The sequence below is a fragment of the Psychrobacillus sp. FSL H8-0484 genome, assembly GCF_038005325.1.
Classification (GTDB): domain Bacteria; phylum Bacillota; class Bacilli; order Bacillales_A; family Planococcaceae; genus Psychrobacillus.
Map to the genome: position 1 here is coordinate 2,846,725 of NZ_JBBOSZ010000001.1, position 22,646 is coordinate 2,869,370.

19 protein-coding genes and 1 riboswitch are annotated in these 22,646 nt (G+C 36.5%); of the genes, 3 read left to right on the forward strand and 16 right to left on the reverse strand.

The genetic code is table 11. The annotated features are described in order from the left end of the window. Positions 1-35 precede the first annotated feature (35 nt). A riboswitch (Lysine riboswitch) is annotated at positions 36-214 on the reverse strand. A 42-nt stretch (positions 215-256) separates the two neighbouring features. From uvrC to zapA, 12 genes are all read right to left on the reverse strand, one after another. Beyond that, on the reverse strand, positions 257-2,047 hold the full coding sequence (uvrC, locus tag MHH81_RS13865) for an excinuclease ABC subunit UvrC (protein ID WP_340922199.1): 1,791 nt from the start codon (positions 2,045-2,047) through the stop codon (positions 257-259). A gap of 50 nt (positions 2,048-2,097) precedes the next feature. After that, positions 2,098-2,412 carry a thioredoxin gene (trxA, locus tag MHH81_RS13870; protein ID WP_340922201.1) on the reverse strand — a complete coding sequence of 105 codons (315 nt, stop codon included), beginning with the start codon at positions 2,410-2,412 and terminating at the stop codon, positions 2,098-2,100. Positions 2,413-2,540: 128 nt separating this feature from the next. After that, positions 2,541-3,518: an electron transfer flavoprotein subunit alpha/FixB family protein gene (locus MHH81_RS13875; RefSeq protein WP_340922203.1), complete on the reverse strand. Its 978-nt coding sequence runs from the start codon at positions 3,516-3,518 to the stop codon at positions 2,541-2,543. A gap of 87 nt (positions 3,519-3,605) precedes the next feature. Continuing rightward, on the reverse strand, positions 3,606-4,379 hold the full coding sequence (locus MHH81_RS13880) for an electron transfer flavoprotein subunit beta/FixA family protein (RefSeq protein WP_340922205.1): 774 nt from the start codon (positions 4,377-4,379) through the stop codon (positions 3,606-3,608). Positions 4,380-4,427: 48 nt separating this feature from the next. Then, positions 4,428-5,201: an enoyl-CoA hydratase gene (locus MHH81_RS13885; RefSeq protein ID WP_340922207.1), complete on the reverse strand. Its 774-nt coding sequence runs from the start codon at positions 5,199-5,201 to the stop codon at positions 4,428-4,430. A 176-nt stretch (positions 5,202-5,377) separates the two neighbouring features. Beyond that, positions 5,378-5,956 (reverse strand): TetR/AcrR family transcriptional regulator, encoded by a 579-nt coding sequence (locus MHH81_RS13890; protein ID WP_340922209.1) that lies wholly within the window; start codon positions 5,954-5,956, stop codon positions 5,378-5,380. Positions 5,957-6,043: 87 nt separating this feature from the next. Then, positions 6,044-7,741, reverse strand: a complete 1,698-nt coding sequence (locus tag MHH81_RS13895; protein WP_340922211.1) for an AMP-binding protein — start codon at positions 7,739-7,741, stop codon at positions 6,044-6,046. 299 nt (positions 7,742-8,040) lie between these two features. Then, positions 8,041-8,454, reverse strand: a complete 414-nt coding sequence (locus MHH81_RS13900) for a DUF350 domain-containing protein (protein WP_445678095.1) — start codon at positions 8,452-8,454, stop codon at positions 8,041-8,043. Between the two features lie 178 nt (positions 8,455-8,632). After that, positions 8,633-10,996 carry an endonuclease MutS2 gene (locus MHH81_RS13905; RefSeq protein WP_340922213.1) on the reverse strand — a complete coding sequence of 788 codons (2,364 nt, stop codon included), beginning with the start codon at positions 10,994-10,996 and terminating at the stop codon, positions 8,633-8,635. A 15-nt stretch (positions 10,997-11,011) separates the two neighbouring features. Next, the gene (gene polX / locus MHH81_RS13910; RefSeq protein ID WP_340922216.1) at positions 11,012-12,715 is read right to left on the reverse strand and encodes a DNA polymerase/3'-5' exonuclease PolX; all 1,704 of its coding nucleotides are present in this window, start codon (positions 12,713-12,715) and stop codon (positions 11,012-11,014) included. Positions 12,716-13,276: 561 nt separating this feature from the next. Further along, a complete protein-coding gene (locus MHH81_RS13915) occupies positions 13,277-13,819 on the reverse strand; it encodes a CvpA family protein (RefSeq protein ID WP_340922218.1) in 543 nt (180 codons plus the stop codon). Between the two features lie 4 nt (positions 13,820-13,823). Beyond that, on the reverse strand, positions 13,824-14,084 hold the full coding sequence (gene zapA / locus MHH81_RS13920; protein ID WP_340922220.1) for a cell division protein ZapA: 261 nt from the start codon (positions 14,082-14,084) through the stop codon (positions 13,824-13,826). A 77-nt stretch (positions 14,085-14,161) separates the two neighbouring features. On the opposite strand from zapA, the gene rnhC reads away from it, so the two are divergent. From rnhC to rpoN, 3 genes are all read left to right on the forward strand, one after another. Continuing rightward, positions 14,162-15,100, forward strand: coding sequence for a ribonuclease HIII (gene rnhC, locus MHH81_RS13925; protein ID WP_340922222.1), 939 nt, complete (start codon positions 14,162-14,164; stop codon positions 15,098-15,100). Positions 15,101-15,116: 16 nt separating this feature from the next. Then, entirely contained in the window at positions 15,117-15,620 is a 504-nt protein-coding gene (locus tag MHH81_RS13930; RefSeq protein WP_340922225.1) for a GNAT family N-acetyltransferase, read from the forward strand. A gap of 175 nt (positions 15,621-15,795) precedes the next feature. Beyond that, the gene (gene rpoN / locus MHH81_RS13935; protein ID WP_340922227.1) at positions 15,796-17,094 is read left to right on the forward strand and encodes an RNA polymerase factor sigma-54; all 1,299 of its coding nucleotides are present in this window, start codon (positions 15,796-15,798) and stop codon (positions 17,092-17,094) included. A 141-nt stretch (positions 17,095-17,235) separates the two neighbouring features. Here rpoN and hutH read toward each other — a convergent pair whose 3' ends face one another. The 4 genes from hutH to MHH81_RS13955 are packed head-to-tail and all read right to left on the reverse strand — an operon-like array spanning position 17,236 to position 22,613. Further along, on the reverse strand, positions 17,236-18,741 hold the full coding sequence (hutH, locus tag MHH81_RS13940; RefSeq protein ID WP_340922229.1) for a histidine ammonia-lyase: 1,506 nt from the start codon (positions 18,739-18,741) through the stop codon (positions 17,236-17,238). Between the two features lie 44 nt (positions 18,742-18,785). Further along, positions 18,786-19,952 carry a M20/M25/M40 family metallo-hydrolase gene (locus MHH81_RS13945; protein ID WP_340922231.1) on the reverse strand — a complete coding sequence of 389 codons (1,167 nt, stop codon included), beginning with the start codon at positions 19,950-19,952 and terminating at the stop codon, positions 18,786-18,788. Between the two features lie 32 nt (positions 19,953-19,984). Next, positions 19,985-21,220, reverse strand: coding sequence for an imidazolonepropionase (gene hutI, locus MHH81_RS13950; RefSeq protein ID WP_340922232.1), 1,236 nt, complete (start codon positions 21,218-21,220; stop codon positions 19,985-19,987). A gap of 43 nt (positions 21,221-21,263) precedes the next feature. Next, positions 21,264-22,613, reverse strand: coding sequence for a YjiH family protein (locus MHH81_RS13955; protein ID WP_340922234.1), 1,350 nt, complete (start codon positions 22,611-22,613; stop codon positions 21,264-21,266). Between the last annotated feature and the right edge of the window lie 33 nt (positions 22,614-22,646).

Genomic DNA, 22,646 nt, shown 5'->3' on the forward strand with positions numbered 1-22,646 from the left:
GCATTGTCTCATACACGGTCAAAAAGTAATTGTCCATGTGAGATAGCCCTCCAGAATATCAAATTCTGACAATCCTACATCTCTTAAATGCAGGACCAACATAGAGAAGGAAAAGCTTTTCTATATTTCGGCGAATAACCCTTTTCTCAACAATCCTAGGAACTTTTCATCCTCCTGATGAGTACTCTTGTTAATTCGCACCTCTATCTTCACTTTTGAATAGTGAATATTAAATTGTTTCAACCATAACACAACATTATTCTGAAGACAACGAATTTTTATGAAAATGATTTATCATAACGTCTGCGAGCTTACTGGAAAGTCCAGCATCTATAAACTCTTCTTTACTAGCAGCTTCCATCTTCTTTAAAGATCCAAAATGCTTTAGTAATAGTTTTTTTCGTTTTGGTCCAATTCCTTCTATCCCGTCTAACGAAGAAGCTATTGTATGCTTTCCACGTTGTTGACGATGGAATGTAATAGCAAATCGGTGCACTTCATCCTGAATACGTTGCAGTAAATAAAATGCTTCGCTCGTACGCTTCATCGGAATCATGTCAATTGGGTCTCCATACAAAAGCTGAGAGGTTTGGTGCTTCCCATCTTTCGCAAGACCAGCAATCGGAACATCTAGGCCCAATTCATCTTCGATGATTTCACGAGCAGCCTCTATTTGTCCTTTCCCTCCATCAATAATGATTAAATCTGGTAAAGGTAATTGATCTTTTAGAACTCTTGTATATCTTCTACGAACAACTTCTCTCATCGCACCATAATCATCATGCTTCGCGGCAGTCTTCGTTTTATATTTACGATAATCTTTTTTGTACGCTTTTCCATCTACAAAAACAACCATAGCAGAAACAGCGTCCGTACCATGGATATGCGAATTATCAAAGGCTTCTATTCGATTTGGAGTTGAAATCCCCATTATATTTCCTAATTCCTCTACCGCACCTATCGTACGTTCCTCACGTCTTTCAATCAAATGAAACTTTTCGCTTAATGCTAATACTGCATTTTTTTCTGCCAAATCAACTAAATCTTTTTTTGTACCTTTTTGCGGAATAATCACTTTCATTTGTAATAGCTCCGAAGCTAAATGCAAGTCTGTATTAATCGGAACAAATATTTCTTTTGGTTTAATATGTTCTGGCTTGGCATAAAATTGACCTAAAAATGTCAGGAACTCCTCTTCTGGATCACGATAAATCGGGAATAGTGAAACATCTCTTTCGATTAATTTACCTTGACGAATAAAAAATACTTGAACACACATCCATCCTTTATCAACCGTATATCCAAAGATGTCTCGATTTGTGAAGTCATTCATCGTCATTTTTTGCTTTTCCATTACCATTTCAATATGTGCAATCTGATCTCTATACTCTTTTGCACGTTCAAATTCTAATTGTTCTGCTGCAGACTGCATTTTTTCCGTTAAGTCCTTTTTTACATTCGTATGCCCACCGTTTAAAAAACTAGAGATTTCTTGAATCATTTCTTTATAGATAGAATCTTCAATTTCTTTCACGCAAGGAGCTAAACATTGTCCCATATGATAATATAAACAAACTTGGTTAGGTAACTTTTGACATTTCCGCAAAGGATATAAACGATCAAGTAGCTTTTTCGTTTCATTTGCAGCATGTACATTTGGATAAGGACCAAAATATTTGCCCTTATCCTTCTTTACTTGCCTCGTGATGATTAGCTTTGGATTTTTCTCAGCCGTGATTTTAATATATGGATACGTCTTGTCATCTTTTAACATAATATTATATTTCGGATCATGTTTTTTAATAAGATGAAGCTCGAGAATTAATGCTTCTATATCAGACGATGTGACGATATATTCAAAGTCCACTATTTCCTGTACTAATCTTTGTGTTTTTCCATCGTGAGACCCTGTAAAGTAAGAGCGTACTCGATTCTTTAGTATTTTTGCTTTACCGACATATATAATGGTTCCTTGGCGGTCCTTCATTAAATAACAACCAGGTTGATCTGGTAATATAGCACATTTTTGTTGGATTAAATCGTTCATTTTATCACCCGTTTAAAAAAACCGGGACCTTAGAGGACCCGGTTTTATTATTATGCGTTTTTTTCTACAAATTGAACTAATGCTTCTTTTGGTTGGAATCCAACAGCTTTATCTACTGGTTTACCATCCTTGAATAATACTAATGTCGGAATTGACATAATTCCAAACTCGCTAGCAGTTGCTTGATTTTCATCTACATCTACTTTTACGATTTTGACTTTATCGCTCATTTCAGCGTCCATTTCTTCTAATACAGGAGCAATCATTTTACAAGGCCCACACCATGTTGCCCAAAAATCTACTAATACTAAACCTTCTTCTATATCTTGATTGAAAGTTTGATCTGTTCCGTGAACTATTGCCATTATAAATTTCCTCCTTTTTTTAACTATAAATAGATTATAGCAGACAAAAAACGCTACTTCTACATTTTAGCTTACAGGCAAGTAATATGAAAAAACTCGGCCCTTTTAACAGAACCGAGTATCAATTTTTATGCATTCACTTTTAAATTTTTAAATTCTTCCGTAAGCATTGGAATTACTTCAAATAGGTCTCCGACAATACCGTAGTCTGCTACTTTGAAAATATTAGCCTCTGGATCTTTATTGATTGCTACGATTATCTTCGAGTTAGACATACCAGCTAAATGTTGGATTGCTCCTGAAATACCAGCTGCGATATAAAGGTCTGGTGTAACTACTTTACCTGTTTGGCCAATTTGTAGTGAGTAATCACAGTAATCAGCGTCACAAGCTCCACGTGATGCACCTACTGCTCCACCTAACACGGCTGCAAGCTCTTTTAAAGGTGCAAAGCCTTCTTCACTTTTCACTCCACGACCACCAGCAATAACTACTTTTGCTTCTGATAGATCTACACCTTCGGAAGATTTACGAACAACCTCTTTAATAATGGTACGAAGGTTCGTTATATCTACCGATAAGGAAGAGACATCACCTGTTTTGCTATCATCTTTTGCAAGAGGAGCAATATTGTTTGGACGAATTGTAATAAATTCGATTCCGTCTTTTACTTTAACTTTCTCAAACGCTTTACCAGAATAGATTGGACGAATGTATACAGCTTCATCGCCTTCCCCTTCAATAGCTGTAACGTCAGATACTAAACCAACTTGTAATTTACTTGCAATTTTTGGCGATAAGTCTTTTCCAAGGGCAGTATGTCCGAAAACAATCGCTCCTGGTTTTTCTTGCTCAATGACAGCAAGTATAGCTTGGCCATACCCGTCTGATGTATACTGTTTTAAATGTGGGTGCTCAACAGTGATCACGCGGTCAGCACCATATTTAGCAAGTTCAACAGCTAGCTCTTTCACTGAATCTCCTAGTAGAACACTAACTACTTCCCCACCATCAGAAATTTGCTTTGCAGCGGCAATAGCTTCATATGATACATTACGTAAAGCACCCTCACGCGCTTCCCCTAATACTAATACTTTTTTAGACATGTTGTTTTCCTCCCAGTTTGAGTATGAATTCGAATCAAATACACCTTGGAGCACTTGCTTCCAGAAGTGACCATCTGTTAAACCAAGTTAAATGACTTTTGCTTCCGAATGAAGTAAGTGAACTAACTCTTTCACTTGGTCAGCTAATTCGCCCTCTAATACTTTTCCTGCTTCCTTTTTAGGAGGAAGATAAATCTCAAGGGTTTCTGTTTTAGCTACGACATCGTCTTCATCGATATCAAGATCATCTAATTCTATTTCATCCAAAGGTTTTTTCTTCGCTTTCATAATTCCTGGTAATGAAGGATAACGTGGTTCATTTAAACCTTGTTGAGCAGTTACTAAAAGTGGTAAAGAAGTTTCTAATACTTCAGTATCCCCTTCTACGTCACGCTTAATCGTAACAGTTGTTCCGTTTATTTCTAGGTTTGTAATTGTTGTTACATAGTTGATGCCTAATAATTCTGCAACACGTGGGCCTACTTGTCCAGATCCACCGTCAATGGCAACGTTACCAGCTAAAATTAAATCAGGACTTTTATCTTTTAAGTATTCAGAAATGATCTGTGCAGCTGTAAATTGGTCCATTTCTTCTACGTCGTCTTCTAAATTAATAAGTACAGCTTTGTCTGCTCCCATTGCAAGCGCTGTGCGAAGTTGTTTCTCTGCATCTTCCCCACCCATAGTGATTACAGTTACTTCTCCACCTTGTGCGTCGCGAACTTGAATTGCTTCTTCAATCGCATATTCGTCATATGGGTTAATGATGAATTCTGCACCGTCTTCTTGAATTTTACCGCCGCTTACGACAATTTTTTCCTCTGTATCAAATGTACGTTTCACTAAAACATAAATATTCATTTAGAAATCCCCCAATGTGTATAGTGTTGTTTCCTTCTCAACAAGTAATTATTTCCCTTTAAAAATAGGCTGTCTTTTTTCTAAGAACGCTGAAATACCTTCTTTTGCATCTTCTGAAACGAATACCGTTCCAAAAGCATTTGCTTCTGCTTTCACACCTTCATAGTAAGAAGCTGGTTTCACATATTGAAGCATTTCTAAAGCTGCTTTTACAGCTACAGGGCTTTTCTTTGCAATTTGGGTTGCTAGTTCCTTTGCGCGAGCAAATAGTTCTTCTTCTGGGTAAGCATGATTCGCTAAGCCAAATTGAGCCGCTTCTCTCCCACTAATCGGATCGCTACTTAACAGCATTTCTGCCGCCTTTGCAAATCCAACATAACGTGGAAGACGCTGTGTTCCAGCAAAGCCAGGGATTAACCCTAACTGTAATTCAGGAAGGCCAAGCTTTGCATTTTCCGAAACAAGTCGAATATGACAGCTCATCGCTAATTCCAGACCTCCACCAAGTGCAGCACCATGAATTGCAGCAATCACTGGTTTTGGGAATGTTTCAAGTTTTTCGAAAATTAATTGCCCGCTTGTAGCTAATTCCGAAAATTCTTCTCCTGTTGATATAGAAGTGAATTCCTTTATATCTGCTCCTGCAGAAAAGAATCTTCCTTCTCCTTTAAGTAAAACAACTCGAACGGTATCATCATTTGCTACATCGTCTAGAAAGCTATTTATTTCTAAAATAACTCCGCTAGCTAATGCATTAGCTGGTGGACGATTAAGCGTAACTATCGCTACATGATCTTCAATAGTCCATGATAAAAATTCCATTTGCTCACTTCCCCTTTGTTATGCTTTTATACCGGTTTAACAGGCTGTAATACCCCCACCACAACTTTTGCGAGAGGAAATCGAGAAAAAATAGGTGGGGATAGACAGCATGTAATCCCCGATTGGTTCAACTAACCATCAGTGTGGGATGAAGAACCCCCCCACTGATGGAAGTTTCACTTTATCCCCTTTAACAATAGACGATGTACTTTTTCTGTTAAGTCAACTAAACTATATTTATATTCATTCATGACCCAAGTAGTTGTCGTCTCATCAATTGTACCAAAAACCATTTGTCTTGCTAAGCGAATATCCAAGTTATTTTCAAATTCTCCCTTTTCGATGCCTTCTTTCAGTATCGTTTCTAGGAAAACTAAATAGTTTTTTAAAATGGCATTTATACGTAAACGTAAAGCCAGATTTGATTGTCGCAGCTCCAATTGCGTGACAGTTGCTAAGTGATGATTGCTTGCAAGTACCTTAAAATGATTTTCAATCATCTTATATAATTTTTCTGAAGCGCTCACATCTTCTTTTATTATTTCTTGTAAATTATTAGCGAACATCTCCATTTTTTCTTCAAATACGGATATTAATATATCTTCTTTGTTTTTGAAATACAGGTAAATCGTCCCGTCTGCTACACCAGCTTCCTTGGCAATTTTAGAAACTTGCGACTGATGATATCCATTTTCTGCAATGACGATAATTGCAGCGTCAATAATTTGCTTATACTTAGGTTTATCTTTTTTCATTGAATTCAGCCCCAAAAATAAAAATATGAATGATGATTCATTCATATTTTTATATTATATTTAATTTTCTATTATGTCAATAAACAATTAACTCTCTATTGCCACTTGTTTCAATTTTTCTTTTTCTTCTTCTATTAGGCTTCTTCTTAATATTTTACCAACTGCTGTTTTCGGCAACTCTTTTCTAAATTCATATATTCTCGGAACTTTAAAAGCTGCTAAGTTTTCACGACAAAACTTATCTAATTCCTCTTCCGTTGTAGCGACTCCATCCTTTAATACGATATATGCTTTAACCGTTTCACCGCGATATGGATCTGGTACTCCTGCCACAACACATTCCTGAATAGCCGGATGTTCGTAAAGTACTTCTTCTACATCTCGAGGATAAATATTATACCCGCCAGCAATTATTAAATCTTTTTTACGATCGACAATAAAAAAGTAACCGCTTTCATCCATGTATCCTAAATCTCCTGTTAAAAACCATCCATCTCGCATCGTCATTTCTGTATCTTCCGGACGGTTCCAATAGCCTTTCATAACTTGTGGACCTCTTACTGCAATTTCTCCAATTTCACCAGGTGGAAGAGGGGTTGTAGATTCTACTCCTAAAATAACAGATTCTGTATCCGGCCAAGGAATGCCTACTGAACCTTTTACGCGTTGATCGCTATAAATTAAATTTGCATGAGTTACAGGTGAAGTTTCAGTTAGCCCATAACCTTCTACTAATTTACCACCAGTAACTTTTTCAAATTTTTCTTGAATTTCTACCGGTAAAGCTGCTGAACCACTTAAACAAGCAACAATAGAAGACAAATCATATTTTTGAACATCCGGATGGTTTAGAATACCAATGTATATAGTAGGCGCCCCTGGAAACAAGGTTGGCTTTTGCTTATCAATTGTTTTAAGCGCTGTTTCTACATCGAACTTTGGTAATAATATCATTCTATTTCCTAACAGAACAGAAAGTATTAAAACTGCAGTCATCCCATACACATGGAAGAATGGTAAAATCCCTAAAATACTTTCTTCGCCTTCTTTACATTTGTACAGCCATGCGTTGCACATGGACGCATTAGATATTAAGTTTTTGTGGGTTAGCATAACACCTTTCGGAAATCCTGTCGTTCCACCAGTATATTGTAACAGTGCAATATCTTCTTCAAAATCAAAAGGCATTTCGATTGTACTTGGTTTCGCAACCTTCATTATTTCATTGAATAAATGATTCATTCCTCGATGTTCTACCTTCACACTAAATCCATACTGTTTCTTTTGAATGAAAGGATAAACAAGACTCTTCGGAAAAGGTAAATAATCTTTAATTCCTGTTAGTATAATATTTTCTAAATCTGTGTCTTTGATTACTTTTGAAATTCGAGGAAATAAAATATCTAATGCTAAAATTACTTTAGCACCTGAGTCTTTCATTTGATACGATATTTCTCGTTCTGTATAAAGTGGGTTTGTTTGTACTACAATTGCCCCTGCAAATAAGGCTCCGTAATATCCTATTACCCCTTGCGGACAGTTTGGTAACATGATTGCCACTCTGTCCCCTTTTTGAATACCTAACGACTTCAAGTAATTTGCAAATTTCAACGAAGATTCATATAGCTCTTTGTATGATACATCTCTTCCCAAAAAATGAATGGCCACTTTCAGTGGAAATCTCTTGTATGCTCGCGTTAAATATTCTTGAACTGGAATAGATTCATAGTTAAGCGTATGCGATATTTCCGGTGGATAATGTGACAGCCATGGTTTTTCAGTCAACTTATTGCCCCCTTTTATTTTTAATAATAAGAATATTAATATTTTTATTATAGATAAAAATGAATGACAATTCAATTCTTCAATTAAAAAAGAGACTGCTTGAATTCGCTTATTCATTTACATGAGTGGAAGCGTTACTAACAGTCTCTGAATGATTTGATACTCATTCTATTAATTCATTACAACATATATTATTCCGATAGCAACAAAAAGTATGCCTACAGCAATTAAAATTTTCGACAATTTCTCCATCTAGATCGCTCCTAATCAAATACAAAAAACATTTTTGCTGAATCAAGTTAAATACTTGCACCAATAACAAATGATAAGCCAACGGAAATAATAAGAGAAATAAATCCAACGGAACGATTATCATTTTCTATTTCTTTATCAACATTAAAAGTCGGTGTTAGAAATTCAAATAACCAGTATGCCACTATTAACAGGGAGAATCCAAATAGTCCCCAGCCAATCATTTCAAATAATGAATTATGCTCTGCGATTGAAAATCTGAAAATATTACAAACCCCAAAGATCTTTCCTCCAGTTGCCAAAGCAACTGCAACATTCCCGTTTTTGATTTCTTGCCAGTTTTTATATTTCGTCACAATCTCAAATAAAACCATTGATACTACTAAACATAAAATGACTACACTAAAATAACCAGCAGACTCCACTAGTGGGTTTGACCAAAAACTAGATAGTAGCAACATAATAACCCCTTTTACACTTTTCTTTCTATACGGTTAGACCGATAAAAGGTTTCATTTATTTTATTATTTGGCTATGATAAACGATCCTGTTGTTATGAACGAAAATCCGCTCGCTTTCCGCGAATTTTCGTCAATAATATATGCTTCTAAATAACAACAGCCTAATATAAAGAGGCAATTATTTTAATTCAACAACCGTTACACCATGTCCACCTTCTCCTGCTTCACCAAAACGGTAGCTTTTGACACGCGAATGATTTTTTAAGTACTGTTGAATCGCCTGTCTTAAAACACCTGTCCCTTTTCCATGAATAATGGAAATACGCGGGTAATTTGAAAGAATGGCATCGTCTAGATATTTTTCTGTCCGAATAATGGCATCTTCATATCGCTCTCCACGAAGATCAAGCTCGAGTTTCACATGTGAATCTCTACCACGAACAGCATTGACAGAAACAGTTTGTTTTTGTTTTTCCGGCTTAATATATTCTAAATCAGACTCATCGAGTTTCATTTTTAACATACCAATTTGAACTGACCATTCAGAATTAGAAAGTTTATCTAATAATGTTCCTCTTTGACCAAAACTCAGAACCTTCACTTCATCTCCGGATTTCAGTTCTTTACCAAGTTCGTTGAGTTTCTTTTGCTTTTTAAGAACTGGATTGTTCGGAAGTGCCTCTTCTAAACGTTTTTTAGCATCAATTAGTTCATGCTCTTTTACGAGTTTATGGGTATTCGCTTGCATTTTTCGTAGCTCACTAATAATTTCATCTGCTTCACGACGTGCATCGTCCACAATTTTTCGCGCTTTATCTTTTGCTTTTTGCTCTAATTTCTCTTTTTTCTCATCGAGCTCAGCTAATCTTTTTTCTAAATCTTCTTGTATTTGTTTGGCTTCTTCTAATCTTACTTCTGTTTCTTCTGCATCTTTTTCGGCTTGTCTACGACTATCTTCTAATGAAGCAATCATCGAATTCACTTCTCCGCGATCGGTTCCAGTAAACGTTTGTGCTTGCGAAATAATATGTCCCGGAAGACCAAGGCGCTCGGAGATTTCAAAAGCATTACTACGCCCGGGGACACCTATTAGTAATTTATAAGTAGGACTTAACGTTTCAACATCAAATTCTACACTTGCGTTTGCCACTCCTGGACGATTATATCCATATGCTTTAAGCTCAGGATAATGTGTTGTAGCCATCACCCGCGCGCCTGTTCCGTGTACTGCATCTAAAATAGAAATTGCAAGAGCTGCTCCTTCTTGAGGATCTGTTCCAGCTCCAAGCTCATCAAATAATATCAATGATTTTTCATCATATTTCTTCAAAATATCCACAATATTGACCATGTGTGATGAAAATGTACTTAGACTCTGCTCGATGGATTGCTCATCTCCGATATCTGCAAATACTGATTCAAATAATGCCACTTCTGAACCGTCTAATGCAGGTATAGGAATCCCACTTTGCGCCATCAACGTACATAGTCCAACTGTTTTAAGCGTCACGGTTTTACCACCTGTATTAGGTCCTGTAATGACGATTGCCGTAATGTCTTTTCCAAATTCAATCGTATTTGTCACTGCTTGATCAACCGAAATGAGTGGATGTCTTGCTTTAACTAAACGGATATATCCACTATTATTAATTTCAGGCATCGTACACTTTTCAGCTTGTCCATACTTTGCTTTCGCCAAAATGACATCAATTTCCCCTAGAATATTGACTAGTAGGAAAATTTCATGTCCTACTATTTCTACTTCTGCCGTTAATCTAATTAAAATACGGTCAATCTCTTCTTGTTCTTTTATTTTTAAACCGCGAATATCGTTATTTATTTGCACAACTGCAGATGGTTCAATAAATAGAGTTTGTCCAGAAGAAGACTGATCGTGAATTATCCCACCATAATGGCTTCGATATTCAGATTTTACCGGAATAACATATCGGTCATTTCGAATGGTAATAATCGAATCGGAAAGCATTTTAGATGCATTTGCACCTCGCGTATAGCTTTCTAATTTTTCGCGAACACGACTAACTTGGATTCGTAATTGCTGGCGAATCGAACGCAATGTACTGCTCGCACTGTCTAAAACAGAACCATTTTCATCGATGCAATCATTTATTTCATGCTCTAGTGCAGTTAATATTGGCATTGCGTCTTTTTTCTCTATAAAATGAGGGATTTCTACATCCTCTGATTCTGCTACATTTTCTAAAAATAGTCGTAGAATTTTACTTGCTCGAATTGTACTAGCTGTTTCCATTAGTTCGATGGGACTTAGCATCCCACCAATTTGTGCGCGTTTTGCATGAGGACGAATATCTGTAATCCCACCCATCGGTACATTACCTCTTAGTCGAAGAACCGATAGTCCTTCATCCATTTCTTCTAAAAGCTTTGCCACTTCTGCAAAATCGACAGATGGTACAAGTTTATCTATATGACTTTTTCCGACGGAAGAAGTACAGTATTTCGAAACTTCTTCTCGTATTTTAAAATATTCTAATGTTTTCAGTGCTCTTTCAGCTATCACTAAGGCACCTCCTATTTATTTCTGTATGAATTGCTTAAACTTTTCTAATGACCATGTGTTCACGACATTATCTTTGTGTAGCCACGCTTTTTGTGCATATCGGACACCAATGTCCATGTATTTTAATTGATTGATATGGTGTGCATCTGTATTTATTGCAATTGGTACGCCTTTTTCTTGTGCTATCTTTAAATAATCAGTTTGTAAATCCAGACGGTACGGATTGGCATTTAACTCTAAAATTTTTCCATATTCCTTTGCCCACTCAATGAGTGTAGGGACATCTGGATTATAGCCATTACGCTGTTCAATAATTCTACCTGTTGGATGCGCAATCATATGCACATATGGATTTTTGACTGCATTTAATAGTCGCTCCATAATCTTTTCTTGTGGCTGACTAAAACTTGAATGGATCGAAGCAATTACAAAGTCTAATTGCTTTAATAATTCATCATCAAAATCAAGCGAACCATCCGGAAGAATGTCCATTTCTGTTCCTGCAAAAATTTCGATATTTGTATACTTGGCGTTTAATGCTCGAATCGTTTCGATTTGGTTTAATAATCGCTCTTTTGAAAGTCCATTTGCAACTTTTAAATAGTCTGAGTGATCTGTAATGACGATATGGGAATACCCTTTTGCTAGACAGGCCTCCACCATTTCTTCTATCGAGTGTGCCCCATCTGACCATGTGGAATGCATATGAAAATCACCTTGAATATCATCTAACGTAACGAGGAATGGCAATTGATCGAGCTTTGTAAATTCCGAACCATCTTCTCGAACAGTAGGAGGGATAAAAGGCAAGTCAAAATAAGCATAGAAATCCTGCTCTGACTCAAAATGCTCCACTGTTCCATCCTCTAGCTCTACACCATATTCACTAATTTTCTTCCCTTGGTCCTTTGCAATTTGTCTCATTTTAATATTATGATCTTTTGAACCAGTAAAATGGTTTAGCGCAGAAGCAAATTGATGTAATTCCACTAGTCTAAAGTCTACATCTACTTCATTTTCTACGTCCAATGTAACTGATACTTTCGTTTCCCCAGCTGCTATTACCTTTAATACGGGAAGCTTATTTAATAGTTCTTCTCGAACTTCTTGGGGAGAGCTAGTAGCAATAATAAAGTCGATGTCTTTGCTGGCCTCTTTTACTCTCCGATAAGAGCCTGCTACCGAAAATTTTGCAATCAACGGAATAGCAGTTAATGTATTTTCTATTAATTCCACGATTGGTTCCAGCTGCCAAACCGCAGTTCGTTCCGGTTTTGATTGAAAGTTTGCTAACTCTGCTAGTATTTTCTCTTCTGTTTTTGCAGCAAATCCAGGAAGTACTCGGACTTTGCCTTCCTCACAAGCTACCCTTAATGCATCAATGGAATCTATTTGTAAGTCTTTATATAACTTGGCGATTTTCTTGCCACCAAGTCCAGGTATTTTTAACATCGGTAGTAATCCACTAGGTACGGTATTTTGTAGTTCCTTTAGTAAAGAGGATTCCCCAGTTGTCATTAAATCTTCTATAACTGCACCTGTGGCAGCCCCTATACCTTTTAAGGAGGAGATATTGTCCATTTCTGAAAGGCTTCGTGCATCTAATTCTAATACTTGCGCCGCTTTACGAAAAGCAGACACTTTAAAAGGATTTTCACCTTGTAGTTCCATATATAAAGCAATTTTTTCTAATGTTTTAATAATCGTCTTTTTATCCATCACTAGGACTCCTTTCATTCAAAAAAACTTCCCTCTACTGAGAGAAGTTTTTATTAGAGACGCTGAAATATTTTACTGTTGTTTTTAGTGTACAATTTGCGGTAGAATCCGTGTAGACTCCTGCGGGAAAGCGAAACAGACGAGACTCCACAGACGAAGCCGAGGAGGCTTGTCAGTTCGCCCTCGGAATGCAACGGATTCTACCAAATAACAACCTTGTAGTTGAACAGCACCTTATTAAAAGTAGTTGAATCAATTTCATAATTCCAATTTACATAAAAAAAACACGAACAATACTAAAGGAATATATATTTTACACGGAATAAAGTATAGTTGATTTCAGCTATAGGCGGACGCTTTCCGCGGGGTGAGCGATAAGCCATCACCGCCGCTCACGCGTCGTTTGTGATGGCTTATCTGTCTCACTCATCCCGCTGGAGTCGCCGCCTGCCGCTTCAATCAACCAAGTGATAAATGTTCGTATTTTAATGACAAAGTACTAATTATGAAATTAACTCATTAATATAAATTTGAAATTGTTCACAGATTACCTGAGAATAGTTATTTTTCTATATAAATAAACCACCATTTTTTTACTAGTTCTGATAATATCGGCGTATGTTCAAGCATCCATCCTGTTAATACGGAGTTAGCTATTAGATTCTGAATCAAATCAATTGGTAAAAGGGCCAATACGTATAGTAGAACAAACATAATAAAATAAAACTCGATAAATCCTAAAATGGCCCCCACAATATTGCTAACAAAACCTAGTATTGGCAAATACTTTAAAAAATCAAACATCGACGCAAGTAATTGTAGTGCAAATTTAACTGCGACAAAAATAATGGCAAACGCAATAATTCGATAAAAAGTTTGATCAAGATCTAAGCTGTCCACTGCAATCGTTAACTTTGAACCAGTAGTTATTGCTGGAAACGGAATCCATAACACAAATTTCTCTGCAAGTGGTTTATAATAGGTGTAAGCCACTATGAGTGCGATTATAAAACCAGTCATATGAATAAGTTGGACAATTAGTCCTCGCCTTGCACCAGTTATTAAACCAGCTAAAAGTAATATAAGTATTATTATATCTATCATTTTTTCAGTCCTTTAGCCTTTTCAATTCTTCTTCTAAAAACTCTAGTTGTTCTTTTATCTTTATATAATCATGCACTGCATTTACAGCAGTAAGCACTGAAAGCTTCGCAATATCTAGTTGACCATTATGAGAATGAATCTCTCTCATCTTATCATCCACCATGGAGGCTACAAGTCTCATATGACCCGAAGATTCGGAACCTACTATTTTATAATTCTGTCCATATATATCAACAGAAATTCGTGTTTTTTGTTGTTCTGACAAAGACGTGCCCTCCCCCAGAAAATCCTAATTATAATAATACACGAAATAGATTACGATGTGAAGAAAGGAACAAACGAATGGCAAATGAAGTCCTAGTTTTACAACCACATGAAATAGAAAAAGTAAAAGCTCACTATCTAAAATACAAAGTAGAAAGATCAGCACCAGGTGTCGTGTTTGCAGCAAAACTCGTAGATACAGCAGTTACTGTCTATAAATCTGGCAAAGTCATGTTTCAAGGTAATGGAGCAGCTCGTGAAGCTTCTCTTTGGGGAACTACTAGCAAATCAGTAGAAAAAGTAAATAGTGGCACGACAAAAGGTGATACATTACCACCAAATTTCACCTCTCTATCTGTCGTTGGTTCAGATGAGACAGGAACAGGAGATTACTTCGGACCAATAACAGTCGCTGCATGTTTTGTACGGGCAGATCAAATTGAACTCATTAAAGAGCTTGGAGTGAAAGATTCAAAAATGCTAACAGATGAGGTTATGCGTAAAATGGCCACTGATTTAATGGCCACTTTAACCCATAGCGTTCTTGTTTTAAAAAATGAAAAATATAATACTATACAGGGACGAGGTTGGTCCCAAGGGAAAATAAAAGCACTGATGCACAACCAAGCACTTAAGCATGTTTTGAGTAAAATGGCCCCTGAAAAACCTGCGCATATTTTAATTGATCAGTTCGCTGAACGAGGCATTTATTATAATCATATTAAAGCCGAAAAAGAAATCATACGTGAAAATGTACTGTTCTCTACAAAAGCAGAACAGTTGCACGTTTCTGTTGCCGCTGCTTCCATTATTGCAAGATATGCATTCTTAAAAGAAATGGACCGTCTAAGCGAATTGGCAAATACAACCATCCCAAAAGGTGCCAGTGCAAAAGTGGATGAAATCGCAGCAAGTATATATTTGAAGCATGGAGAAGCATTTTTAAAGTCCATTACAAAATGGCATTTTGCGAATACACAAAAAGCAATGAAGCTTGCAAATAAAAGAAAATTTTAATATACGGAGGGACTACATGGAAATTGTTTATGAAACAGACCGTTTGTATTTATGTGTGTTTGAGGACGCTCATTTAGAGTCAACTAAACAATTTTGGGGAGATGAAGAAGTGATGACACTATGCGCTGGACCTGCTTCCCATGAAGTATTGCATAAAGTTATCGAAGGATATCGCAAATGTCATAATGTCCATGGTTTATCCGTTTACGCTGTAAAAGAAAAAGAAACCAATGAAATTATTGGAGCGGCTGGATTTAATACATCTGGTTCATTAATTGAAGTAGAATTAATTTATCATTTTAGTAAAAATTCTTGGGGAAAAGGTTACGCAACGGAAGCTGCAAATGCTTGCTTGGAAGTAGCTAAAAACCACGGGGACGTACAACTAGTGACAGCCTCAGCAAGCCCAGAAAATGAAGGCTCTTTAAAGATTTTGGAAAAGGTTGGTTTTAGGTTTAAAGAGATGAGATACTTTGATGATACGGAGCAAGAAGAGCCATACTATGAATACGAAATATAATGTAAAAAATTGAGATAGACTGTGGAATTAGCGTACCGTATACGCTTATCTACAGTCTTTATTTTTCGTATAATCCAATTTTTATAATTCTAAATATTCTAATTTTATATTAATAAAAATGTTAAACTGTAGTATAATAAGGTATAAAAATGTAGGCGTTAAGGAGGAGGATAACATGGAACTCGTTCTTAAACAAAAACAAGAACTAGGTTTAGTCATGACTTTTCAATTAAGACAGGCAATTGAATTATTACAATATTCCACTTACGATCTTTATCAATACATAAAAGAACAAGAGTTAGAAAACCCATTAATAGAATTGGTAGAACGCACAAATAATTTTATAGATTCGGAAAAATGGAAAGGTAAAACTAAATTAACCAGTTCATCTCAGCAACTTATTGACTTTGTAAAAAGTAATGACATTGGAATGAGACATAAATTATATGAACAAGCTAAGTTTCTTTTTAGAAATAAACAAAATCAGCAACTTCTTAAGTATCTCATCAACAATTTAGATGATAATGGCTATTTACGTTTAAAGGAAAACGAACTTTTTGATGAAACTACTATTGAAAAAGGGATTCATCTTCTACAACAGATTGGACCTATTGGAATAGGCGCAAGAAGTTTGAAGGAATGTTTGCTCTTGCAAATAACATACGAATATCCGGAAAAAAAATTAGCGAAAACCCTAATCGAAAATCATTTAGATCTATTAGCGAATAGAAAATGGAACGATATCGCACGTTGTATGAGGATTTCATTAGCAAGTGTAAAAGAAACGTATGATTTCATTCAAACACTTAATCCAAACCCATGCTCTGATATTTCTGATTTTTCAGTAGAATATTTAAGTCCGGATATCATTGTTGAATACAAGGATGGAAATCTTGTCTATTACTTAAATGAAAGTTATTTACCAGAAATTCATTTTAACAACCAGTACTCGAATCTACTTAACTTAGAAGATGAAACGTCCAAATATATTAGCAATCAATTCACTAGCTACAAATGGTTATTAAACAGTATAGAGCAACGTCGTATTACTATCTTGAAGATAGTCGAAGTACTTCTGAAAAAACAAGAAAAGTTTTTTATAGAAGGAGTTCGCTCAATAAAGCCTTTAACATTAAAAGAAGTAGCCACTGAAATTGATATGCATGAGTCAACCGTTAGTAGAGCAACTATGAACAAAGTTATCCAGACCCCTCGAGGCTCGATTGACATTCGGAAGTTATTTACATCCAAATTAGAAACGATAGACGGAAATTCCATTTCACAAACGGAAGTTAAAGACCTTTTAGAAAAAATTATTAAGAAAGAAAACAAATGTAAACCTTTATCAGATCAAAAAATAGCAGATTATTTTAACACTGAAAAAGGGGTTACAATTTCTAGAAGAACTATTAGTAAATACCGAGAAGAACTTAATATTCCTTCTTCCAATCTACGTAAAGAAATAGATCTTTAGGGTTTAGAGTTTCTATTCAAAAGAAAAAGAGGTTTCGGGTGCACTTCAATTTTCACCCATAACCTCTTTTTCTATTGGTATACATTACTTTTATTTGACTATTAACTAAACATAAGTGAGTCTTGGTTCTTATTGCAGATACTATTTTAAATCGTCTGCCCGTAAGATATATTGTGCCAGCTCTTCCATTTGATCTGAAATAGCTCGGTCCCCATCTAAAGGAGGGCAAATTCCTCGAACGACGTCTAAATATTTTCTGGTAGCCGGTGCTAATTGGTTTTCTGCTTTTTCTAAATAGATAGCTTGTGATGCACAGATCAGTTCAATTGCGATCACTCGAGCACTGTTATGAATAATTTCTCGCGCTTGGCGGGATCCGATTGTCCCCATACTTACATGATCTTCTTGATTAGCTGAAGTCGGAATAGAATCGACACTTGCTGGGTGTGCAAGTACTTTATTCTCCGAAACAAGAGCAGCTGCTGCATATTGAGCAACCATTAACCCGCATTCTAAGCCCGGATCCATGGCTAAGAATGGCGACAAACCGCTTAGTTGCGGATTAACAAGTCGTTCCGTTCTTCGTTCTGAGATATTCGCCCACTCTGCTGCACCAACTTTCAAGAAATCCATTGCAAGAGCAATCGGCTGACCGTGGAAATGCCCACCTGAGATGATTTCTCCATTTTCCAGAATTACCGGATTATCCGTCGCTGAATTTATTTCAACTTTCAGTCTATCTTCTACATAGTTAAATGCTTGCCAAGACGCACCGTGCACTTGCGGAATGCATCTAATCGAATAAGCATCTTGCATTCGAACTTCCCCTTGATGCGTAATTCGTTTACTTCCTTCTAACCAATTTCTCATTCGTGATGCCACGAATTCCAACTCAGGATGAGGACGGACGGCTAACAATTCACTATCGAATGCAGATATAATTCCTTGCAGCGCTTCCATCGTTAAACAAGCAGCCATATCCGCAGCCAATCCTACACGCTCTGCTTCATTTAAGGATACAACTCCTACACCTGTCATTGCCTGCGTACCATTTATCAAAGCAAGCCCTTCTTTTGCTTCCAATGAAACAGGTTTTAATCCAGCGCGTTTAAGTGCTTCCCCACCCGAAAGAACTTCTCCTTCATATTCCGCTTTTCCTTCACCTATCAATACGATTGCAATGTGAGATAAAGGTGCCAAATCTCCACTCGCACCCACAGATCCTTTACAAGGGACAACTGGATGGACCCCTTTATTAATCATGTCAATTAACAATAAAAGTGTATCTTCTTTAATTCCAGAAAACCCTTTCGCAAGTGCATTGGCGCGGAGAATCATCATTGCTCTGACCACAGGCTTTGGCAATGGCTCCCCGACACCCACAGCATCTGCACGTAATAAATTCAATTGTAATTTAGCAATGTCTTCCTTCTCAATTTCGATATCGCTTAATTTTCCAAACCCTGTATTAACCCCATATATTACTTTTCCATCATTAAGTTGTTTTTCGATTCTCTCGCGACTAGCACGAACTCGTATTAAATCTGCTTGCGGAATGACCACTTTTGCATTTCCAAAAACAACCATTTCTATCTTATGTCTATCTAATGTAAGACCATCCAATTCAACTATTTTTTCACTTTCCATGTAAGTCCACTCCCCGTGTCTTTTGCTATTTTGTTCGTATACTATTATTTTTGTTTATGACTCACATACCATTGTTCAATTAATTCAGCCGTTAATCTACCTGTATTTATTAAGTTTTCCACACTTATGCACTCTCTAAATGAATGGATATTTTGAAATCCATTTCCGAGGGTAATACAAGTTAATCCATTATCATTTAGCACATTTGTATCCGCTCCACCTAATGTTTTTGTTAGATAAGGTTTTACATTAATGTTGCTTGCCGCTTTTTCAACGGTTACCGATAGAATATGATCTTTAGGAATATCAAATCCACTGTATTTCTTTTCAATTCGTACAGTTAATTTCCCACCACTATTCGTAACTACCTCTTGCATCGCTTCCTCCATGTGCTTCAGTTGAAGTTCTAATTTATCTTTAGAAAAACTTCGGACCTCTCCCGCTACCGTTACACTACCTGGAATAATAGATGTCAATTCTCCACCGTTAATAATACCTATATTAGCTAGCGTTTCTTCATCAATTGTACCAAGATTCATTTTCAGTAATCCTTTTGCAGCAATGAGAAATGCACTATTCCCTTCTTCCGCATTCAATGCAATATGCGCTGCGTTTCCTTCAACCTCCATCCATATACGACTGCTGTATGGCCCTTTTAAGATGATTTGCCCTACGTCACCACTGCTATCGAAAATATAACCGGCTTTGCTTTTGACCTTGCTATAGTCCATATGTGTTGCTCCTACAAGGCCAGGCTGTTCGTTCACTGTTAAAATAAATTCAATCGGACCATGTGGAGCGCCACTTTCAATAATCGCCCGAATCCCTTCTAAATACGCAGCCAATGCAGCACGATCATCAGCACCTAATATAGTTGTGCCATCTGAATAAATAACATCATCTTTAATTACCGGTTTCAATCCTTCTGTCGGAAGTACTGTGTCCATGTGTGTAGAGAAAAATAACGGAGGTATAGATGAATCTGTTCCTTCATGCCAGGCAATCAAGTTCCCTACTTCACCGTCAAAGTGCTTATATGCTTCATCAAAGTCTAGTGTAAATCCCAGTTCAGGTAATGCGTTTATTAAATAATCGGCTACCAGTTGTTCCTTCGTGCTTGGTCCGTTAATTTTTGCAAGCTCTAGAAATAAACCTAGCAATCGTTCCTCATTTACTTGTTTAGCAGCAGAGACAATTTGTTTATTAGTCATTGAAAGTCCTCCAATATTAATTCATTTTTGTTTTATCTACTTACAACTATTTTTCCATCTTTAATAACCTTTTCTACAATATTCGTTCCAAGTTCATAGGCAACATGCTGGTATGTAGGGATATCCCATATCTGCAAGTCCGCAAGTTTGCCAACTTGAATAACGCCTCGATCACTTAAATTTAGAGCACATGCTCCGCCATATGTAGCTGATTTTATTGCTTCTTCTACGGTAAATTTATATAGACGGCATGCAAGGTTAATAACAAATTGCATAGATTCTGTATAACATGCTGGACAAAGATCCGTTGCAAGTGCTATATTCATCCCTAAGTCAAGCATTTTCCTAGCATTAAAAGGGTGCTTATGGCCAACTGCAAAATCCAGTGCAGGCATTAACACACCAGTTACTTCTGATTTTGCAAGCTTCTCCATCACTTCAACAGGTGTAAAGTTAAGATGATCGACAGAAACCATGTTCATTTCCACCGCTAAGTCCGAACCACCGATGTATGAATACGCATCTGCATGTAATTTTGGTTTCATTCCATATTGTAATGCGGCTTGTAAAATTTGCTTCGATTCTGCTGCTGTATAATAACCTTCATCACACCAAGCATCACAAAACTCTGCAAGTTCTCGCTCACCAACTTGTGGAATCATTTCATTAATAATTATGTCAAGGTATTCACTTTTCGACATTCCTTTTGGAAAGCCGTGTGCACCTAGAAATGTGTTTAGAACATCTACTGGTGTTTCTTTCCCAAGTCTCCTGCCTACTTCAAGAATTTTAATTTCACTTTCAGTCGTTAAGCCGTATCCACTCTTGCTTTCAATTGTCGTAATTCCGTAATCTAGCATGGACAACAATCTTTTTTTCGATTGTTGAAATAAATCTTCTTCCGATGCATCACGTGTTAATTCAATTGTCCGATTAGGTCCTGTTGTAATGCCAAGCTCTTTCAATTTTTCAGGGTCATTACCAGTCAATTTAGCTGCATATTCTTCTACACGTGTACCATTAAAGACGAGATGTGTATGGCAATCAACAAACCCAGGTGCAACGACTTTCCCAGTTGCATCGATAATTGTCGAATTCTCTAAAGCAAAATTGTTGCTCACCTCTTCTTCGGAACCAACTCCAACAATTTTGTCATCTTTTATAGCAATCCAAGCATTTTTGATGACTCCAATGCCAGACATGCCTTCACCTGTACAAGTAATGGCCTCAGCGGCATTACTAATTACTAAATCAACTTTTGATTTCATTCCAAAAACTCCTTTCCTTCCAAACTAACTTTTGGTAATAAAGTTAAAGTAGTAAAAATGCAAGTGGCGTAATAATAATGAGTGTTAACACTGTTCTCAAAAACCAAATTGCTAACATATGACTCATTTTTATCGGTATTTCCGTAGATAGAATACATGGAATCAACGCTGAAAAGAATAGAATAGTTGAGATGGAAAGTGAACCTATAATGAATCGGGTTTCTAAACTAGCCTCTAGTACGACCAATGAAGGTAAAAACATATCAATCAAGTTAATTGCTGCAGCCTTTGCGGCAAGAAGTGGTTCTGGAATTTGAAGAATCCAAGTTAAGGGATAAAAAATATAGCCAAGGAAATCGAACACAGGCGTATAATTGGCCAAAATTAGTCCCAATAATCCAATAGACATAATGGACGGTAAAATACCCATTGCCATTACTAAGCCATCTTTAACATTTTCCAAAATGTTATCCTTTAGTTTCGGAGCATTGTGAGCAGTAGTCATTGCTTGCTCCCAAGCATACTTTACTCTATTCTCCTTAATAATCTCTTCTGGAAATCCTTCTTCTGCGTAATATTCATCACTCATTTTGTTAATAGGCCAAATTCTAACAGTTATAGCGGTTACAACGAAAGTAACTAAAAAAGTTAGCCAAAAATAAAGATTCCAAATATGCATTATGTCTAGAGTTTTTGCCACAACAATCATAAATGTAGCTGACACCGTAGAAAAGCCAGTTGCTATAATGACAGCTTCTTTCTTTGTGTACTTACCTTCTTTATAAATCCTGTTCGTTATTAACAGACCAATTGAATAACTACCGACAAAAGAAGCAACTGCATCAATTGCAGATCTTCCTGGGGTTCGCCAAATCGGACGCATAATCGGTTGCATGAAAATACCGATAAATTCAAGTAACCCATATCCAACTAACATTGCTAAAAAGATTGCACCGATTGGAACGAGCACTCCTATTGGAATGAGTAAACTATAATACCAATATGGCCCCATGTCTTCGGCCATTAACCAAGCTGGACCTATTTCAAACAAGACTAGAAAAGCAGCAATTGCTCCTAATACTTTAAATCCAGATAACACCATTTCCACTTTACTTTTCCTCCAAGTTTTAGTGTAAAATGGGTAAGCTGCACCTAAAACTACTAATATCATTGCATAGTAGGCATTCACAGTATGAGACAACGACCGAATCCACGTAACTAAGTGATCTAACGGAATGGAGTTTTTATCATTTATATCGATTGGAATAAAAAACATAAAGATTCCAATTGTACTAAAAATGAAAAATTTCAAGAAGTTTTGAAGCGAGTATATATTTTGTTTTTCTTCTTTGGCAACTTGACGATTATCATATGATTCTGGAATGCTGTTCATTTTTTCACCCCATATGCTGTAATAGCAAATTTA

What these genes read in the sequence shown, in the direction of transcription:
- MHH81_RS13915 (WP_340922218.1), bottom strand. Translation starts at nt 13,819, where the DNA reads ATGATAGATATAATAATACTTATATTACTTTTAGCTGGTTTAATAACT.
- MHH81_RS13875 (WP_340922203.1), bottom strand. Translation starts at nt 3,518, where the DNA reads ATGTCTAAAAAAGTATTAGTATTAGGGGAAGCGCGTGAGGGTGCTTTA.
- rpoN (WP_340922227.1), top strand. Translation starts at nt 15,796, where the DNA reads ATGGAACTCGTTCTTAAACAAAAACAAGAACTAGGTTTAGTCATGACT.
- rnhC (WP_340922222.1), top strand. Translation starts at nt 14,162, where the DNA reads ATGGCAAATGAAGTCCTAGTTTTACAACCACATGAAATAGAAAAAGTA.
- MHH81_RS13955 (WP_340922234.1), bottom strand. Translation starts at nt 22,613, where the DNA reads ATGAACAGCATTCCAGAATCATATGATAATCGTCAAGTTGCCAAAGAA.
- MHH81_RS13930 (WP_340922225.1), top strand. Translation starts at nt 15,117, where the DNA reads ATGGAAATTGTTTATGAAACAGACCGTTTGTATTTATGTGTGTTTGAG.
- MHH81_RS13880 (WP_340922205.1), bottom strand. Translation starts at nt 4,379, where the DNA reads ATGAATATTTATGTTTTAGTGAAACGTACATTTGATACAGAGGAAAAA.
- MHH81_RS13945 (WP_340922231.1), bottom strand. Translation starts at nt 19,952, where the DNA reads ATGACTAATAAACAAATTGTCTCTGCTGCTAAACAAGTAAATGAGGAA.
- hutI (WP_340922232.1), bottom strand. Translation starts at nt 21,220, where the DNA reads ATGAAATCAAAAGTTGATTTAGTAATTAGTAATGCCGCTGAGGCCATT.
- MHH81_RS13885 (WP_340922207.1), bottom strand. Translation starts at nt 5,201, where the DNA reads ATGGAATTTTTATCATGGACTATTGAAGATCATGTAGCGATAGTTACG.
- uvrC (WP_340922199.1), bottom strand. Translation starts at nt 2,047, where the DNA reads ATGAACGATTTAATCCAACAAAAATGTGCTATATTACCAGATCAACCT.
- MHH81_RS13900 (WP_445678095.1), bottom strand. Translation starts at nt 8,454, where the DNA reads ATGTTGCTACTATCTAGTTTTTGGTCAAACCCACTAGTGGAGTCTGCT.
- hutH (WP_340922229.1), bottom strand. Translation starts at nt 18,741, where the DNA reads ATGGAAAGTGAAAAAATAGTTGAATTGGATGGTCTTACATTAGATAGA.
- MHH81_RS13890 (WP_340922209.1), bottom strand. Translation starts at nt 5,956, where the DNA reads ATGAAAAAAGATAAACCTAAGTATAAGCAAATTATTGACGCTGCAATT.
- trxA (WP_340922201.1), bottom strand. Translation starts at nt 2,412, where the DNA reads ATGGCAATAGTTCACGGAACAGATCAAACTTTCAATCAAGATATAGAA.
- polX (WP_340922216.1), bottom strand. Translation starts at nt 12,715, where the DNA reads ATGGATAAAAAGACGATTATTAAAACATTAGAAAAAATTGCTTTATAT.